At 63.0% G+C, this 19,194-nt stretch carries 8 protein-coding genes; 6 read left to right on the top strand and 2 right to left on the bottom strand.

Translation table 11 applies throughout. From position 1 onward, the window contains the following. Window positions 1-6: 6 nt before the first annotated feature. The 3 genes from V3314_RS13875 (at window position 7) to V3314_RS13865 (ending at window position 2,888) form a co-directional block, all read left to right on the top strand. Window positions 7-1,119: a succinylglutamate desuccinylase/aspartoacylase family protein gene (locus V3314_RS13875; RefSeq protein WP_046613993.1), complete on the top strand. Its 1,113-nt coding sequence runs from the start codon at window positions 7-9 to the stop codon at window positions 1,117-1,119. Between the two features lie 19 nt (window positions 1,120-1,138). Next, a complete protein-coding gene (locus V3314_RS13870; RefSeq protein WP_046613994.1) occupies window positions 1,139-1,903 on the top strand; it encodes an ATP-binding cassette domain-containing protein in 765 nt (254 codons plus the stop codon). A 79-nt stretch (window positions 1,904-1,982) separates the two neighbouring features. Then, window positions 1,983-2,888 (top strand): MurR/RpiR family transcriptional regulator, encoded by a 906-nt coding sequence (locus tag V3314_RS13865; protein WP_046613995.1) that lies wholly within the window; start codon window positions 1,983-1,985, stop codon window positions 2,886-2,888. A 61-nt stretch (window positions 2,889-2,949) separates the two neighbouring features. Here V3314_RS13865 and V3314_RS13860 read toward each other — a convergent pair whose 3' ends face one another. Continuing rightward, a complete protein-coding gene (locus V3314_RS13860; RefSeq protein ID WP_046613996.1) occupies window positions 2,950-3,861 on the bottom strand; it encodes a LysR substrate-binding domain-containing protein in 912 nt (303 codons plus the stop codon). Window positions 3,862-4,056: 195 nt separating this feature from the next. Here V3314_RS13860 and V3314_RS13855 point away from each other — a divergent pair, with 195 nt between their 5' ends. The 3 genes from V3314_RS13855 to ttdB are packed head-to-tail and all read left to right on the top strand — an operon-like array spanning window position 4,057 to window position 6,953. Continuing rightward, a complete protein-coding gene (locus V3314_RS13855; protein ID WP_135002155.1) occupies window positions 4,057-5,394 on the top strand; it encodes a dicarboxylate/amino acid:cation symporter in 1,338 nt (445 codons plus the stop codon). A 54-nt stretch (window positions 5,395-5,448) separates the two neighbouring features. Continuing rightward, window positions 5,449-6,348 (top strand): L(+)-tartrate dehydratase subunit alpha, encoded by a 900-nt coding sequence (ttdA, locus tag V3314_RS13850; RefSeq protein ID WP_080958421.1) that lies wholly within the window; start codon window positions 5,449-5,451, stop codon window positions 6,346-6,348. Continuing rightward, window positions 6,345-6,953 (top strand): L(+)-tartrate dehydratase subunit beta, encoded by a 609-nt coding sequence (ttdB, locus tag V3314_RS13845; protein ID WP_338459116.1) that lies wholly within the window; start codon window positions 6,345-6,347, stop codon window positions 6,951-6,953. Before ttdA ends, ttdB begins: the two co-directional genes overlap by 4 nt. Window positions 6,954-7,072: 119 nt before the next feature. Here ttdB and V3314_RS13840 read toward each other — a convergent pair whose 3' ends face one another. Beyond that, window positions 7,073-18,706 (bottom strand): peroxidase family protein, encoded by an 11,634-nt coding sequence (locus V3314_RS13840; RefSeq protein WP_338459115.1) that lies wholly within the window; start codon window positions 18,704-18,706, stop codon window positions 7,073-7,075. Between the last annotated feature and the right edge of the window lie 488 nt (window positions 18,707-19,194).

The raw sequence follows: 19,194 nt of genomic DNA, 5'->3' as shown, positions 1-19,194 counted from the left end.
GCATCCATGCAGCAAATCGACCATATCCTGCCCTGGAGTGCCTGCGGTACCCAGCGCACTCTGCGCCTCTTCCGCTTCGGCAACGGCCCGCGCAAAGCATATATTCAGGCCTCTCTGCACGCTGACGAACTGCCCGGCATGCGCGTGGCGGTGGCATTGAAGGCCCGTCTGACCGAGCTGGAAGCCCAGGGCCGACTCACGGGCGTGATAGAACTGGTGCCACTGGCCAACCCGATCGGTATCGGCCAGATGTTACAGGCCACCCATCAAGGCCGTTTCGAGTTCAGCAGCGGCAAGAACTTCAACCGCGATTTTCCGGCACTGACCGAAGCGCTTATCAGGCGCCTGGAGGGCCGCCTAGGCAAGGATGGCGAGGCCAACGTGGCCATCATTCGCCGCACCATGCTCGACATCCTCCACGACCTGCCTGCTGCGCCATCGGAGCTCGAAGGCCTTCGTCGCCTGCTTCTGCAGCATGCGTGCGACGCCGATGTGGTGCTGGACCTGCACTGTGATTTCGAATCGGTGATGCTGCTGTATGCACTGCCGCAAAACTGGCCCCGCTTGCGCTCGCTGGCGGCACGCCTGGCTGCTGAAGCTGCATTGCTGGCCGAGGATGCTGGCGGCAATGCGTTCGACGAAGCCTGTGCGCTGCCATGGGTGAAGCTGGCCGAGCATTTTACGCAGGCAAACATCCCGTTGGCCTGTATCGCCACCACCATCGAGCTGCGCGGCATGGCCGATACCGAGCGAGAACGTTGCCAAGCCGACGCAGAGCACATTCTTGCCTACCTGGCCGACCAGGGCTTGGTCAGCGGCCCATGGCCGGAGGCACCGACCCATTGCTGCCAGGCCACGCCGTTTGCCGGCGCCCAGTACGCCTATGCCGAACACCCCGGCGTAGTCAGCTATCTGCAACCTCTGGGTGCCCAGGTTAGAACCGGGGACCCACTGTTCGAAGTCATCGACCCGCTCAGTGACCGCCACAGCGTAGTCAGGGCCACAACCGACGGCATTCTCTATGCCCGCGAACGCCTTCGCTTCGCCCAACCGGGCCTCTGGCTGGCGAAAGTCGCTGGCAGCCTGCCCATTCGCCACGGTCGCTTGCTCAGCGACTGATACCAACGAGTACCCATCGATGAACAAACTGGAAATTCAGGACCTGCACAAAAGCTACGGCAACCACCAGGTACTCAAGGGCGTTTCGCTGCAGGCCAAGGCAGGCGACGTGATCAGCATCATCGGCTCCAGCGGCTCGGGCAAAAGCACCTTCCTGCGCTGTATCAATCTGCTAGAGCAACCCAATGCCGGGCAGATCATGGTCAATGGCGAACGCCTGAAGTTGCGCACCTGCCCACGCGCCGGGCTGCGGGCCGCTGACCCGAGCCAACTGCAGCGCCTGCGCTCGCGGCTGAGCATGGTCTTTCAGCATTTCAATCTCTGGTCACACATGAGCGCCCTGGACAACGTCATGGAAGCCCCGGTGCATGTGCTGGGCATGAGCCGCAAGGACGCCCGTGACAAAGCCGAGTACTACCTGCACAAGGTTGGCGTCAGCCATCGCAGTGACACCTACCCGGCACACATGTCCGGTGGCGAACAGCAGCGCGTGGCGATCGCCCGGGCCCTGGCCATGGAGCCGGAGGTGATGCTGTTCGATGAACCAACCTCGGCGCTCGACCCGGAACTGGTCGGCGAGGTGCTGAAGGTCATGCAGGAGCTGGCCCAGGAGGGCCGGACCATGGTGGTGGTCACCCATGAAATGGGCTTCGCTCGCGAGGTCTCCAACCAGGTCATGTTCCTGCATCAGGGGCTGGCCCTGGAGCGTGGCGATCCGCGCGAGGTACTCGTTCGTCCGCAGTCCGAACGCTTGCAGCAATTCCTTGCCGGCAGCCTCAAGTAAGCCTCGACAAGCGCCCCCGGCTGCTGCCGGGGAAGCCTTGGGATACACTACGGCACTCATTCAGGGAGTGTTGAGCCGCATGCCGAGCAATTCGAAAAACACCACCGTGTACGCCTCGCCAGTCATGCGCAAGTTGTCGGAGAGCCTGACCGACCTGCCGCCTTCGCTGCGCAAGGTCGCCGATTACATCCTGCGTCACCCGCTGAAGGCAGCGACACTGACGATCGAAGACATGGCCCAAGCCACGGGCACTTCGCCAGCGGCCGTCAATCGCCTGGCCAAGGCCCTGCAACTGGGCGGCTACAGCGGCATGAAAGCCGAGCTGGTGACGACCTTGCAGCAAATGGTCTCGCCCGTGGACAAACTGCGCAATGAGCTGGCCCAGCGGCCCGGTGGCGATTTTGGGTTGCATGAGCAGATCCAGAGCGCCAGCAGCAACCTGGCCACTGCCGCCAGCAACAACCAGGCCGATGCGTTCGAAGCCTTCGTCAGCAACCTGATCGCGGCACGCAAAGTCTACGTGCTGGGTTTCGGCAACAGTGTCTACATGGCCGGCCTCGCGGCCTCGACGCTTGTACCGTTCTGTAAGGACACATGTGCCATCAGCATGGAGGGTGGCAACGAGAATGCCGCCTACCGTCTGGCTGCCATCACCGAGCAGGACGTGCTGCTGGCGATTACCCTGCCCCGCTACTCCCAGGACACCCTCCAGCTGTCGCGCTTTGCCCGCGAGCGCAATGCCACGGTGCTGGCGATTACCGATTCGCCCGCTTCCCCCCTTACAGCCATCGCTCACCATGTGTTGTTCGCGCCCGCCGATCATCCGGTGCTTACCAGCTCCAACATTGCCGTGCTGGCACTAATAGAAGGGCTGGTAGCCGGCGCCATGGCGCGCAACAAGGAAGCGGTGAAGCTGGCGACAGAATTGACAGAAAGCGTGATGTCCTATCTGCATGTGCCCAGCGGCAAGGCTTCAAGAAAGTAGTCACTGCATGATCGGGGGCCGGCTGGGCAATTGCAGTGCTTGCCAACTTCCTGGCACGGCCTTACTGCCACGCCGCCCGGCTGTCGCCTTGGCGGAAGAACGCCCTCAGGTGCTCGACGAAGCACGACACCTTGGCCGACAGGTTGAGGCGCTCCAGGTACACCGCATAAATGTCCGCAGGCGGCGTCTGGTAATCGCCCAACACTTCCACCAGGCGCCCGCTGCGCAGGTGGTCGGCCAGGTTCCACTCGGCCCGTAGCAGGATACCCTGCCCGTCCAGCGCCCAGTTCAGGGCGACCTCGCCATCGTTGGTGCTGAGGCTGCCATGCACCTTCACCGACTCGCTCTGCTTGCCGCGGCTGAGCCGCCAGATACCGAACGCGGCGTCGTTCTGGCGCAACACGATGCAGTTGTGGCTGGCCAGGTCCTTCGGCGCCTCAGGGGTACCGTGGGCCTCCAGGTAACCGGGCGACGCGCACAATCGCCGGCGGTTGGCCGCAATCTTGCGGGCGATCAGCCGCGAGTCGGGCAGCTCGCCAAAGCGGATGCCCACGTCTATGGCGTCGTTCGGCAGGGCAATGGGGCGGTCGGTCAGGTGCAACTGCACCTCCACCTCGGGGTAGCGCTTGGCAAACGATGACACCGCCGGCCCCACGTGAGTTCGGCCAAAGCCCAGCGGCGCATTGACCCGCAGCAAGCCCTTGGGCTCGGCGCGGCTGCTGGACACCTGCCGCTCCATTTCCTCGATCTCGCCCAGTATGCGCTTGGCATTCACCAGGTAAGTCTCGCCCTCGGCGGTAAGGCTGATGCTGCGTGTGGTGCGGTTTAGCAGGCGCACGCCCAGGCGCTGTTCCAGCTGCGCCAGGCGCTTGGAGACAGCTGGCGGGGTCAGGTTCAGTTCGCGAGCAGTGCCCGCCAGGCTTCCCACCCTGATCAGTTGGGTGAAGAACGCCAGCTCCGATACCGGATTCATAATTAACCTGGGGGAAATAATGAGTTGAATTTCATTGTATTACAGCATTTTTGAAAAACCATTACCTTTTGCCCTGCGTGATTAACCACAACAAAGCTGGGCTCTTCGGCCGCCAAGGCCAGGTGTGACCTGCACCCTCACGAGCAGCCCGGCCGCCAGATAAATCCGACTCACAACAATAATTCGGAGACGGCAATGGCCAAGCGATTGTTCGGCAAGCTCTACGTACAGGTATTGATCGGCGTAACCCTCGGGGTGCTGATCGGGGTGTTCTGGCCACAGGTTGGCGCTGACCTGAAGCCCATTGGTGATGCCTTCATCAAACTGATCAAGATGGTCTTCGCCCCGATCATCTTCGCCACGGTGGTGCTGGGCATCGCCAAGATGGAAAACATGAAGGAACTCGGCCGTGTCGGCGTGCGCGCGCTGATCTACTTCGAAGTGCTGTCCACCTTTGCCCTGGTACTGGGCCTGGTGGTGGTCAACATCGTGCAGCCCGGCCAGGGCATGAACGTCGACCCTGCCACCCTGGATGCCAAGAGCATCTCCACTTACACCGCCGCGGCAGCCGGCAACAGCGGCGGCTTCATCGACTTCCTGCTGCACGTGATACCCGGCAGCGTGACCGATGCCTTCGCCAAGAACGAGATCCTGCCGATCCTGCTGTTCAGCACCCTGTTCGGCATCGCCCTCTCCCACCTGGGCCCGCGCGGCAAGCCAATGGTGGATGTGCTTGAAGCGTTCTCCCACGGCATGTTCTTCATCGTCGGCATGATCATGCGCGTGGCACCGCTGGCCGCCTGCGGGGCCATGGCCTTCACCGTGGGCAAGTACGGGCTGGGCTCGATCGTTTCGCTGGGCAAGCTGATGGCGACCATGTACCTGACCTGCTTCCTGTTCGTGGTGGTGGTGCTGGGCGCCATTGCCCGGCTGTGCGGCTTCAACCTGTGGAAGTTCCTCAAGTACCTCAAGGAAGAACTGTTCACGGTACTGGGTACCAGCTCATCCGAGTCGGTGGTGCCGCAACTGATGAACAAGCTGGAAAAGGCTGGCGTGTCCAAGCCTGTGGTCGGCCTGGTGATCCCTTCGGGCCTTACCTTCAACCCGGACGGCCAGTGCATCTACTACACCATGGCCGCCATCTTCATCGCCCAGGCCACCAACACACCGTTGACCCTGATGGACCAATTGATCGTGCTGGGTGTGCTGCTGCTCACCTCCAAAGGCTCTGCAGGCGTAACCGGCTCGGGCTTCATCACCCTGGCCGCGACCCTGGCGACCATGGACAACATCCCGGTCGCCGGCATGGTCCTGCTGCTGGGCGTGGACCGCTTCATGTCCGAAGCCCGGGCCATCACCAACACCATCGGCAACGCGGTCGGCACCGTGGCCATCGCCAGCTGGGTGGGTGCGCTGGACAAGCAGCGCATGGCCCAGGCCCTGGACGGCCAGCTGCCGGCCGACCCCGAACGCGAAGCCGCTGCGCCGCACCCTGCCCTCGCACGCATGGAGGCCGGCACACCCGCACCCTGACCTTTCGAAAATCAGCAAAAAGAACCCGCCTTGTGATGCAGTGAGGAAATAATCATGGACAAAGAAACAGCCGTGTCATCGCTTACCGACGTGATGGCCAAGTTCACCGCTTATATCGGCAAGCGCCTGCCCCGCGACGTCAAGGAAAAGACCGCCAAGTTGCGCGCCGCCGAAACCAACCCGCTGGCCATCGCCGTGTACGACTCGATGGCCGACAACCAGGAATACGCCGACAAGCTCAACCGGCCCAGTTGCCAGGACACCGGCGTCATCCAGTACTTCGTCTCGGCAGGCGCGCGCTTCCCGCTGCTGGGCGAGATGGAAGGCATCCTCGAGAACGCCACCAGGGAAGCCACCATCCAGGGGCCGCTGCGTCACAATGCGGTGGAAACCTTCATCGAGAAGAACACCGGCACCAACACTGGCTCGAAAATCCCGTGGCTGGACTGGGAAATCATCCCCGATGCCGACTACGCCATCATCGACGTGTACATGGCCGGCGGTGGCTGCACCCTGCCGGGCTCGGCCAAGGTACTGATGCCGGGGCAAGGCTATGAAGGGGTGACCGAGTTCGTCTTCGATGTCATCACCTCGCGCGGTGTCAATGCCTGCCCGCCACTGCTGGTGGGTGTAGGGGTATCGACCTCGGTGGAGACAGCGGCACGCCTGTCGAAGAAGGCCATCCTGCGCGAAGTGGACTCCAGCCACCCCAACGAAAGCGCGGCGATGATGGAAAAGTTGCTGGAGGAAGGCCTCAACGAAATCGGCATCGGCCCGCAGGGCCTTACCGGCAACAGCAGCGTGATGGGCGTGAACATCGAGTCTTCGGCCCGCCACCCGTCCACCATCGGTGTGGCGGTGTCCACCGGCTGCTGGGCGCACCGCCGCGGCAAGATCCGCATCAACGCCGACCTGTCCTACGACATCCTCTCGCACGAAGGGGTAGTACTGTGAAAAAGATCCTGAGCACACCTATCAGCGACGAAGACCTGGCCAACCTCAACGTGGGCGATGTGGTCTACCTCACCGGCCAACTGGTGACCTGCCGTGACGTTGCCCACCGCCGGCTCATCGAGCTGGGCCGCGAGCTGCCGGTCGACTTGCGTGGCGGCGCGATTTTCCACGCGGGCCCCATCGTCAGGAAGAAGGACGATGGCAGCTTCGAGATGGTCTCCATCGGCCCGACCACCAGCATGCGCATGGAAAAGTTCGAGAAGCAGTTCATCGAGCAGACCGGCGTCAAGCTGATCGTCGGCAAGGGCGGCATGGGCCCGGAAACCACGACCGGTTGCCTGGAGAACATGGCAGTGCATGCAGTGTTCCCGGGCGGTTGCGCGGTGCTGGCAGCGACCCAGGTGGAAGAGATCGAGCGGGCGGAATGGCAGGACCTGGGCATGCCGGAGACGCTGTGGGTGAACCGCGTGCGCGAGTTCGGCCCGCTGATCGTCTCCATCGACACCAAGGGCAACAACCTGTTCGAGCAGAACAAGGCCCGGTTCAACGAACGCAAGGGGGCGGTGATCGAGAAGATCAACAGCCAGGTGCGGTTCATCAAGTAACTGCGTGCGACATGGGGCCGCTTTGCGGCCCATCGCGACACAAGGCCGCTCCTACAGGGGGTATCCTGCAGGAGCGGCAGTGCGCGCATTTCAAGCCAACAGCTTACCCCTTCAGTTCCTCAAACCGACAGGTTGAAGTCCGCTGCAGTCACTGTGGTTGCATCCGCCACTCCCACCAGGCGGATGGAGTCGGTAGCACCGATGCTGACCAGCGTGTCCGCGCCGTCATCGGCGATGGTAACGTTGGCGGCAAAGGTAGCCGCGGTGATGTTGAAGGCAGTGATATCCAGCAGGTCCTGCCCACCCGTCGCATCGCTATCGAAGTTGATGATCAGGTCATTGCCGAAGCCTGCGGCGAACTGGAAGACATCATTGCCATCAGTGGCCATCATCGTGTCATCGCCCGCACCGCCGTTGACCGTATCATCGCCAGCTGCGCCGTTGAGGAAGTCACTTCCGCTACCACCCGACAGGATGTCGTTGCCATCATCGCCGAACAGCGTGTCGTTGCCTGCCCCGCCGTCCAGGATGTCGACACCGAGGCCACCATCCAGGCTGTCGTTGCCGTCGCCACCGTTGAGGGTGTCGTTACCTGAACCACCGGTGATGACGTTGTTCAGGGCATTACCGGTACCGGTGAAGTTGCCGGCGCCGAAGTACCTCAGATTCTCCAGGTTGTTGCCCAGCGTCCAGCTGGTCAGCGTCGTGCGCACCAGGTCGGTACCACCGCCGGCCTGTTCCACGATCACATCCCCGGCATTCTCGACCACGTAGCTGTCATTGCCGGCACCGCCCACCAGTTGGTCGATACCCGCACCACCGTTGAGGAAGTCGTTGCCGGCTCCGCCGACGATGGTATTGGCCACGGCATTACCCACACCAGTGAAGTTGCCGGTGCCGGTAAAGGTCAGGTTCTCGAGGGTCGCGGCCAAGGTGTAGGTTGCCAGGCTGGTCTGCACCTGGTCCGTGCCACCGCCAGCAGCCTCGATGACAGTGTCACCCACGTTATCGACAACATAGGTGTCGTTGCCGGCCCCCCCTGTCATGGTATCTGCGCCTGCCCCACCGTTCAGGACATCATTGCCCGAGCCGCTGGTAATGACGTTGTTCAGGCCGTTACCGGTTCCGACGAAGTTGCCGGCACCGAAGTAGGAGAGGTTCTCCAGATTATTGGCCAGTGTCCAGCTGGTCAGCGTCGTACGCACCAAGTCGGTACCTGCCCCTGCCTGTTCCACGAGCACGTCCCCGGCATTATCGACCACATAGCTGTCGTTGCCGGTACCGCCTATCAACAGGTCGATTCCCGCGCCGCCGTTGAGGAAGTCGTTGCCGGCCCCTCCGACGATGGTGTTGGCCAGACCATTACCTACACCTACAAAATTGCCGGTGCCAGTAAAGCTCAGGTTTTCCAAGGTTGCCGCCAGGGTGAAGCTCGCCAGGCTGGTGCGCACCAGATCGGAGCCACCGCCCAACACCTCGACGACGATGTCTGCGGTGTTGTCGACGACAAAGGTGTCGTCACCAACTCCGCCGATCATTGTGTCCGCACCGAGCCCACCGTTGAGTGTGTCGTTGCCGGCGTTGCCAGTGAGGATGTCGTTACCTGAACCGCCAGTGATGACGTTATCCAGGCCGTTACCAGTACCGACGAAGTTGGCAGCGCCGAAGTAGGTCAGGTTCTCCAGGTTGTTGCCCAGCGTCCAGCTGGCCAGCGTCGTGCGCACCAGATCGGTACCACCGCCTGCCTGCTCCACGAGCACATCGGCTGCATTGTCGACCACATAGCTGTCGTTACCGGCACCGCCCACCAGCTGGTCGATACCCGCGCCACCGTTGAGGAAGTCGTTGCCGGCACCACCCACGATGGTATTGGCCAAGGCATTACCCACACCAATGAAGTTGCCGGTGCCAGTAAAGCTCAGGTTCTCCAGGTTGGCACCCAAGGTGTAGCTTGCCAGGCTGGTCTGCACAAGGTCCGAGCCTCCGCCAGCCGCCTCGCTGATAGTGTCACCAGCGTTGTCGACGACGAAGGTGTCGTTGCCAGCGCCGCCCGTCATCGCATCTGCACCAAGCCCACCATTGAGCACGTCGTTACCGGCGCCGCCGTCGAGGGTATCGTTGCCATCACCGCCATCGAGCGTGTCGTTGCCATCGCCACCGAACAACTGATCGAACCCGGTCAGGCCGATGAGCGTGTCGTTACCAGCCAGACCAATCAGGATGTCGTCACCCACCGAACCGGTCAGCGTATCTGCAGCGGTTGTGCCCACCAGCGTCACGCCTGGGACCGCCGGCACCTCCGCCGTAGCTGCAGAGGTCAACGTTTCCTGAGCGCCGAACCCATCGGTGTAGCGCACCAGCACGCGCAGTTGGAAGTGGCCCTGCGAAGGACCAGGGGTGAAGGTAGCAGCAGTCGCACCAGCAATGTTGCTGAACGACGTACCATTACCTTGCTGCCACTGGAAGCTGAACGCCCCCAGCCCGTCCAGGTCGGCAATACTGCCGGTAAGCGCCGTCAACGTCTGCCCCTGGGCTGGCGTGGTGTCGCTGATCAGCACGGCACCGGTAGGCGCATCGTTTACGTTGGCCACCGGGTCGAGGATGTCGGAGGCGATGCTTTCCTGCACGCCGAAGTCGTCCACATAGCTGACCACCACCCGCATGTTCTGCCCTACCTGTTCCTGGGTAAGGACAAAGGTGCTGCTGATGGCGCCGGCAATATTGACCCAGCCGAGCCCTCGGTTGGACTGCCACTGGAAGGTGAACTGCGGGTTGCTCAGGCCGTCGGCATCGACGATGGTCGCCGTGTTGGCGGTGAGCGTCTGGTTCTGCACCAGCAGCCCGGTCACGGTCGGCCCGGCGGTCGGCGCGCTGTTCGCCGCCGAATCGACGATTTCCAGCGTGCCCTTGGCGTCCTGATACACCGCCCGAACGCGGATGTTCAGCCCCGCCACATCGTCCGTGACCCGGTAGGTGGCGCCGGTGGCCCGGGAAACTTCGCCGGCAGCGACGAAGGTGATGTCTTCATAGACACCCGAACCTGGCAGGGTCTCGACTTGCCAATAGTACGCCACAGGCCCGTTGATGGCGCCGCTCGCATTGGTGGCGCTGACATTGTCGGCATCGTGTACCGCCAGGTTGCTAACCCGCAGCAACTGACCGCTGACCGATGTGTCGTTACGCAGGCCGGTGACAGCGTCGAGGATCGCCAGGTGGCCCGTTGGGCCGGCGTTGACCGCAGTACCCACACCGGAGGCCTGGGCGCTGTCGGAGAACTGCAGGCGTTCGATACCGGTCAGGCGGTCGACACCATCACGCCCGTCCACCAGGTCAGTGACGATCACCGAGTTGCCATCGACCACCACGCTATAGTCGCTGGCCACCCCCGAGAACACCGCCGTGTCGTAGCTGTCGGTGCCGCTCAGGATTTCACGGACGATCACCAGCTGGCCCGGGTTGTAGGTGCCATTGAGCATCAGCGGCACCATCGGCTCCATGCTGTCGTAGCTGGCGATTTCCGGGCCGGTGCCGTCGCTGTTGGCGCGCACGCTGATGCGCACGTTCAGCCACTTGTCACCGTCGAGGATGTCGTCGCCACCACGGCCTTCGATCAGGTCGCTACCACTACCGCCGAGGATGATGTTGCCACCGTCGTAGAACGTTGCCCCGGCAGCCAGCAGGCCGGCCAGGCCGTCAATCAGGCTGATGTTGGTCAGCACGCTGCCGTTGGCGCCATTGGTAGGCAAGGTGGCAGAAGTTTCGCTGTCACCGCGCAGGAAGTCGCCATGGGCCGAACCCGACAGGCCTTCCATGATGTCGAAGCGCACCAGCGTAGACGCGCCCGAACCCGGTACCGGCGGTACATCGAAGAAGCGGTCGCTGAAGTCGACAGTCACGCCCTGGGCCAGCCCCTTGAAGGTCGCCCAGTCGTAGCCGGAACCACCGATGTAGCGGTCACCGAAGCCCAGGCTGCCAACCATGATGTCGTCGCCGCCTTCACCGTTGAACTTGTCGTTCTCGTTGCCTCCGATGAACACGTCGTTGCCGATGATCGGGTCGTTGCCGAGCGGGTCGAAGTTGTCGCCAGGCGCACCGTCCGAGGTGCCCTTCTCGATCCAGTCGTCACCTTCGTTGCCCATGTCCTGCTCGTTGGCCTTGCTGCCCAGGATGAAGTCGTTGCCCTGGCCGCCGATGGCTTCGGAGGCGTCCTCACCGGTGACGATGAAGTCGTTGCCGAAACCGCCGATGATCAGGTTGACGCCATTACCACCGTGCAGCACATCGTTGCCATCGCCGCCCTGGATGTTGTCGTCACCACCCATGTCGCTGATGATGTCGTCGCCGGCACCACCACGCAGCTGGTCGTTGCCATCGCCACCTTCGATGCGGTCGTTGCCACCATCGCCCCAGACCGTGTCGTCACCCTCGCTGGAGACCAGGATGTCGTCACCGTCGGTGCCACCCAGCACGATGTGCTGGTCACCGGCATAGCGGATGTAGTTGGTGTCCGGGCCTGCTGTCAGCGGGCTGTCGCGGAACACCACCTGCTCGCCGTTTTCGCCCAGTGGGTCGGCATTGCCCAGGCCTTCGTTGAACTGCTTGCTCTGGTCAAGTTCCAGGTAGTAACCAGGGTCGGTGAAGACCAGGCCCGGCAGGTGGGTGGCCGAGGAATTGGCCATGATCAGCTTGGCGAACGAGTTGCTTTCCAGCTCGGCATTCATCGACAGGCCGGCGGTACGCTCCAGGTAGTAGAAGCGGTCGCCGTCCTGCAGTTTCTCCATCTGGTTCTCGAACACGAAGTTGAAGGTGCTGCCGAGCATACCGCCGAACGGCGTTTTCGCTTCGGCTAGGCCGCCGATCCAAAGGTCGATGGCATCGACCCCGGTCACGGTAACTGCCCGCAGGTCGTCGGCAGTGCCCAGCAGGCCGTCCTTGCCAGGCAAGGTGACGTTGGCGTAGGCGCCGGTACTGTTGAGGAAGTCCAGGCGGTCTGCTGGCGCGCCTTCGCCGCCGAATACCAGGGCCATGGCCGCCGCGCGTTTTTCCAGCAACGTGATGGCGCCGGTGATGGTGCTATGGGTGCCATAGGCGGCGATGAAGTTGATCAGCGATTCCGGATGCGTCAGGTGCTGCACCAGGTCGACCCAGCTGGTGTATGGCTTGAGCTGGGTGTCGCCGGTTTGTGCATAGATGTCGCGGCGCACGGCGTTCAGCGACGGGATGCCGACATCGCGGCCACGGGCGATGTTGATCGCCGGCAGGTCCAGCGGCAGGCCGAGCAGGTTGTTGCGCAGCGCCTCGGTGACGAACTCGTCGATCTCGTTACCGGCCTGGCGGGTGACCCCGCGCACGATGGCGCTGGTGGCATCCTCGGGGGTGACACCGCTGGCGGCATACGCCAGCGGGTTGAGGAACGCCGCGATCAGGCCCAGTTGCTGGTCGGGATTGGCGCTGGCCGGGTCGCTGATGACGTTGAAGTCGACGTCGAAGCGGTCGACGGTCTCGGTCAGCATCGAGTGGCCGAAGCGGTACACGGTGTGTGCGAACTCGGCAACGATCGACGCATCGAGGTCGACGTCATACACCTGGGTCGGGGCGAAGAACAGGTCGACACGCGGTTGCACGGTGCGGGCGAACTCCTCGAACACCAGGTGCTGGTACTGCATTTCGGTACCGAACTTGGCCGCCTGGAACAAGCGCTCGCCATTCCACACCAGTGCGTCGATCTCGGCCTGGTTGGCCGGCAGCGCGGACAGCGGATTGAGCAGCCACTCGTTGATGAAGGCCAGGTCGCCCGAATCGAGCACGGTGTCCTTGGTCTGTGCCACCAGCCGGTTGTGCTCGGAGTGGAAGATCGCATGCACGGCGGTCAGGCCGATATTCTCGTTGACCCGGCCGTCACCGGCGATGTAATGCGCATCGAGCAGTTCATTGTCGTACGCCAGCTTGGCGCCGGTCTGCGGGTTCACCGGCACAGCGTTGCCGGCATCGGTATCGGCATCCGGTACCAGTACCCCACCGCTGAACACCGGTACGGCATTGTGGGCAATGTCGGCGAGGAACTGGTGACCGGTACGGACGGCGTTGGTCAGGTCTAACGGCGCCGCCGGGTTGCCTTCGACCTGTTGGTCGTCGACCGTGCCGGCAATGCCATCGGGGCCTTTCATGATCACCATCGGGTAGCCATTGGGCCCTTTGATGAAGTTGCCGTAGGCATCGGTTGCCAGCAGCGGCACGTTGTCGACGTCGGCATCTGTCAGGTTGATGCCGAGCACATCGCGGGCCTGGGCCTTGACCACCTTCCAGGTCGCCATGCCACCGATCTCGGTGTCGTCGGCAGTTCCGTACCTGCCATCGGCACCCAGATCGCGGTTGGTGATCAACTGACCTGTGGCAACCGGGCCTTCGGCAGTCAGCACATAGCCGCGCAGGAACACCTGGTGCGAGGGGTGCGAGCTGTAGGTCTGGTTCTGGTCTACGAAAGGCGTAGTGGTGTTGGTGTGCTCGCGAACGTCGTCCGCGGTGCCAAGCACGCCATCGGCGCCGGGCTGGTTGGTGGCGCGGGTGACCACCATGAAGTTGGTGAAACCGCCCTCCACATACAGCGGGTCATCCGGTTGCAAGGGGATGTAGATGGTACCCGAGCCGCCCTTGCTGACCAGGTCCAGGCCATGGTCGAAGAACTGCCCGAAGAAGGTCATCCAGGCGTTGAACGGTGCTGACAAACCGGCATCGGCGGCTGTGTTCTCGAACAGGTACACGTCGTGGTCGTCGGCGGTGCCGAACTGGCCGTCCATGCCTGGGCTGGCGACGATGCGCACGCCGTCCTTGAGCACGTCGTCATTGCCTGGCGTGCCGAAGTTGAGCACGCCGTCTGCACCGGGGTCATACGCCGTGGCATAGGCCGCCGGGTTATTCGAGGTCTGGTCGGACAGCAGGTTGCTGATGATGCGCGGCTGCGAATCGAACACCGGGCCGCTGGTCTGCTGGTACGACGAGCCCGGAATGGCCGGGGAACCAGGACCGAAGAAGCCGGCCGGTGCACCTTCGGCCGGGTTGAATACCGGGTCGGTCAGGCGCGGGAAGACGTTGTCGGCAGCACCATACTGGGTGTTGTTGATGCCGTTGATGTTCATCAGGTTGTTGTTCGAGCCATCCACCGCCCGCAGGCCCAGCGGCGCCCGGATGTTGGGCAGCAGCGAGAGGATGTCCACCCCACTGGCATCGGCCTCGGCGATCTTGATCTGGTCGAGGATGAAGTTGAGGTCGGAGCGCACCATGTTCAGGCCGGCACCACCTGCAGTGGCATCCACCACCGGCGTGGCCGGCGTCGGCACCACAGGCGCGCCCGGCTGCACCACGGCGGTGGGCTGGGAGAACAGCACTTCGGTGGTGCCGTGGGCATCCTGGTAGATCGCCTTGACCCGCAGGGCCAGCCCGGCCAGGTCTGGCGACACCTTGAACGTGGTGCCGTCGGCGCTCTGGAACGCCAGGTCGCCTGCCGGCAGCAGGATGATGTCCTCGAACACACCACTGCCCGGGTCGGCCTCGAACTGCCAGTAGTACGACACCGAACGGCCGGCGAGCGTGCCCAGTGGGTTACCGGCGCTGATGTTGTCGGCATCCAGCACGCCAGCCACGTTTACCGTAAGGACATCGCCCACGGTGATCGCACCGCCGTTGCCGTCGGTAATTGCCGGGCTGCCGGTAGGCTGCGCATTCAGCCCTTCCACCAGTACGCGCTGGCCGTCGGAGAACTGCAGACGTTCGATGTGCAACAGCGTATCGACACCATCGCGACCGTCCACGGTATCGGTCACGGTCCACACATCGTCGCTGGTATCAGCGGTGCCACGGGTGTTCTGGGTGACCACGTACTCGTTCTGCAAGCCGGAGAAAACGGCCGTGTCGAAGGCCGAGCCACCGGTCGAGGTGCCGGGCAGGATTTCCCGCACGGCCTTCAACTGGCCGGGGCTGTAGGTACGGTCGAGCATGAACGGGATCATGTCGACCATGCTGTCGAAGCTGGCGATTTCAGGGCCGGTGTGGTTGACGTCTTCCGGCGCGTACACGGCGATGCGCACATTGAGCCACTTGTCGCCGTCGATCAGGTCATCACCGCCACGGCCTTCGATCAGGTCGCTGCCGTTGCCACCGAGCATGATGTTGCCAGTGGCAAAGCCGGTGGTTGGCAACCCGGCGTCTGCGAGGAACTGTTGCAGACCCCGGATCAGCGCGACGTTGGTCAAGGCACTGCCGGTGGCTCCGCCATGGTTGAGGATGGTCACGGCATCGACGTTGTCGCCCTTGAGCACGTCGGCGAAGTTCGAACCGGACACGCCCTCGACCTCGGCGAAGCGGTCGAGGATTGAGGCTGGCGAAGCGCCTACCGGTTCGAACACACCAGTGTTCTGGGGCGGTGCGTTGCCATGGGGTTGGGCCAGCGCGGCCAGGGTCAGGTCGACGGTGACGCCAACCTGGTCATTCTTGTTGATGATCCAGTCGAAACCGGACATGCCATCCATCTTGTCCTGGGCGTCACTGCCGACGAAGATGTCGTCGCCGCCCTCGCCGATCATTTCGTCGAAGCCAGCACCACCGACGAAAATGTCGTTGCCGATCACTTCATCGCCCAACAGCGGCGCGAAGTTGTCGCCGGGTGCACCGTCCTGCGTGCCTTTCTCGATCCAGTCGTCACCCTCGTTGCCGGTAGGCGGCAGGTTGGTCTTGGCTCCGAGGATGAAGTCATCCCCTTGGCCGCCGAAGGTGGTGCTGATGTCTTCGGTGGTGATGATGAAGTCCTGGCCGTTGCCACCCAGAATGAGGTTGCCGCCGGCCAACATGCTGCCGGCGACGATAACGTCGTTGCCGTCGTTACCTTCCAGACGGTTGTCGCCGAAGGAGTCGGTGATGATATCGTCACCGGCACCGCCCAGTACCGCATCGTTGCCGGCGCCGCCTTCCAAGGTGTCATTGCCGCCGTCGCCATACACCGTGTCGTCGCCTTCGCCAGCAACAATGATGTCGTCGGCCGCGGTACCACCCAGAACCACGTGGTCCTCACCGGTGTAGTGCAGGTAGTTGCTGTCTGGCCCCACGGTATCGGGGTTGTCGCGGATCACCAGCGGCACCACTTCGACGCCGTTGATCATGATGCCGCCCGTCGGGTCGGCCCGGCCATCTGCGCCCAGCCCGGTGAACTGGTTAGCCTGGTCCACCTCAAGGGTGAAGGTCGGTGTGAGGAACACGGTGTTGGACAGGTGCGTGACATCGGAGTTGCGCATGATCAGCTTGGCAAAGGAGTTGTTCTCCAGTTCGGTGCCGAAGTTCATGCCCGCGGTGCGCGCCAGGTAGTAGAACCGGTCGCCGTTCTGCAAGGCTTCCAGCTGGGTCTCGAAGACGAAGTTGAAGCTGGAGCCGAGCATGCCGCCGAATGGCATCTTCTGCTCTGCCAGGCCACCGACCCAGAAGTCGATGTCATCGACGCCGGTAACGGTCACCCCGCTGATGTCATCGGCGGTGCCGGGGATGCCGTCCGCGCCGGCCAGTGTCACGTTGGCATAGGCGCCGGTGCCGTTGAGGAAGTCCAGGCGGTCCGCTGGCGCGCCGTCACCACCAAGCACCAGCGCCACGGCGGCGGCGCGCTTGGCCGCTTCGGTGTCCGCCCCGGTGATGGTGGCGTGGGTGCCGTAGGCAGCGATGAAGTTGATCAGCGACGCCGGGTGCTTGAGATGGTCGGCAAAGTCGGCCCAGCTGATGTACGGCTTGAGCTGACTGTCGCCGGTCATGGCGTAGAAATCGCGCCGCGCCTCGTTGAGGGTGGGGATGCCGGTGTCACGGCCACGGGCAATGTTCAGCGCGGGCAGATCCAGCGGCAGGCCAAGCAGGTTGTTGCGCAGCGCCTCGGTGACGAACTCGTCGATTTCGTTGCCCAGCTGACGGGTGACGCCACGGATGATCGCGCCGGCCGCTTCATCGGCGGTAGCGCCACTGCCAGCGAAGGCCAGCGGGTTGAGGAAGGCAGCGATCAGGCCGAGCTGCGGGTCGCCGTTCACCGGGGCGAATGCCGGGTCGAAGCGGTCGACGGTCTCGGTCAGCATCGAGTGACCGAAGCGATACACCACATGGGCGAACTCGGCGAGGATGGCCGGGTCGATCGAGGTGTCGTAGCCGTTGGGGGCGAGGAATTCGTCGATCTGCGGCTGGATGGTGCGGGCGAACTCTTCGAACACCAAGTGCTGATACTGCATTTCGGTGCCGAACTTGGCAGCCTGGAACAGCCGCTCGCCGTCCCATACCAGCGCGGCGATTTCGGCGGGCGTGGTGGGGATGGCAGCGACATCATCGATCAGCCACTGGTTGAGGAACGCCACATCGCCGGAAGCCAACAGGGTGTCCTTGGTCTGCTGCACCAGGCGGTTGTGCTCGGAGTGGAACACATGGTGCACGGCAGTGAGGCCGATGTTCTCGTTCACCCGGCCGTCGCCAGCGATGTAGTGGGCGTCGAGCAGTTCGTTGTCGTAGGTCAGGTTGTTGCCACCCGGCCCCACCGGCTGTGCGTTGCCCACGGCAGTATCGGCGTCGGCCTGCAGCACACCGTTCACGATCACCGGCGCGGCGTTATGGGCGATGTCGTCAAGGAAGCCATGCCCGGTGCTCACGGCATTGGCCAGGCTGATCGGCGCGTCGCGGTTGCCTTCGACCAGCGTGGTGACGTCGTCGGCGGTACCGGCGATGCCGTCGGCGCCATTGTTCACGCGCATCACTACCTGCGGCATGCCGTTGGGCCCGCGCAGGAAGTTGCCGTAGGGGTCGGTGGCCAGCAGCGGCACGCTGTGCACGTCCGCGTCGGTCAGGTTGATGCCGAGCAGGTCGCGGGCCTGGGCCTTGACCACTGCCCAGGTGGCCATTCCACCGCTTTCACCATTGCCATCGTCGGCAGTGCCGAAGCGGCCATCGGCGCCCAGGTCACGGTTGGTGATAAGCCGCCCGGTGGCTACCGGGTCGCCTGCGGCGTTGAGCGTGTACTCACGCAGGAATACCTGGTGCGAGGGGTGCGAGCTGTAGGTCTGGCTCTGGTCGACGAACGGCGAGGTGGTGTTGGTCTGGCCATCGTCGGCGGTACCCACCACACCATCGGCGCCTGCGGTACGCACGGCCCGCGACAGCACCATGAAGTTGGTCGGGCTGCCCTCAACGAACAGCGGGTCGTCCGGTTGCAGCGGAATGAACACGAAGTCGGTGCTGCTCTTGGTCACCAGGTCCAGACCGTGGTCGAAGAACTGCCCGAAGAAGGTCATCCAGGCGTTGAAGCCGGCGGTCAGGCCGACGTCGGGCGACACGTTGGGAATGAAAAACACTTCTTTGTCGTCAGCGGTACCGAATACCCCGTCGATGCCGGGGCTGATCACCGGGGCGGCGCCGCCATTGGCTTCGACTGCGGCCGGGTTGTTCGCCGTCTGGTCGACGATCAGGTTGCTGATGGTACGTGGTTGCGAGTCGGTGACCGTACCGGTGCCGGCATAGGCGCCGGTGAAGGACGGACTGAGCAGGCGCAGGAACGAATTGTCGGCGGCGCCGAACTCACTCTGCCCGGTCACCAGGTTGTTGTAGCTGCCGTCCACGGTGCGCAGGCCGAACGGTACCTGGCTGTTGGGCAGCAGGTCGATCAGGCTCGCGCCATCGGCGTGGGCTTCGGCGATGAAAATCTGCTGAAGGATGAACTCCAGGTCCGACTTGCTGAAATCTGCCATTTCAATTGCCCTCGATCTGTCCGGAGATGACACAGGGCAACAGGGTCCTTCCCGCGCCCAGTCAGTGTTGACGTGCGCAGATACTGGTTCGGTATTACAGGTGCAGTGGGCACAACACTCTTGTGCTGGCTCCCACTGGCCTAATCATTCGCAAGCCGGCACCGCTGTCAGGGGGGCCTTGTTAAGCATGCGATACAGCTGTAACGCACATGCATCGACCCCAGCTCGCACAGGGCCCGAATACTTCAGACTAAAGTCGTAGGGCAAAACATTGTCAATATCCCGTCAAAAAAATCATCGCTCGATGATAATGCGATGCAACTAGCTGTTTTTTTGGCACTTATGAAAAGTTCAGAGATTTTATAGAGCGAAACGATATTACCGGCCACTCAGCTGCAACCTACGCTCCAGCATGTGGGAGCAGCGCAGCGTTTTGGACCATTCGCCCTTAGAGCGACCCGCCTGCGAGCCGACCAGAAGCCACAACT

Source organism: Pseudomonas sp. TE3-3-F2023 (assembly GCF_036784815.1).
GTDB classification, from domain to species: domain Bacteria; phylum Pseudomonadota; class Gammaproteobacteria; order Pseudomonadales; family Pseudomonadaceae; genus Aquipseudomonas; species Aquipseudomonas pudica.
Note: the sequence above shows the minus strand (reverse complement) of the source record. Positions and strands in the feature narration are given on the sequence as shown.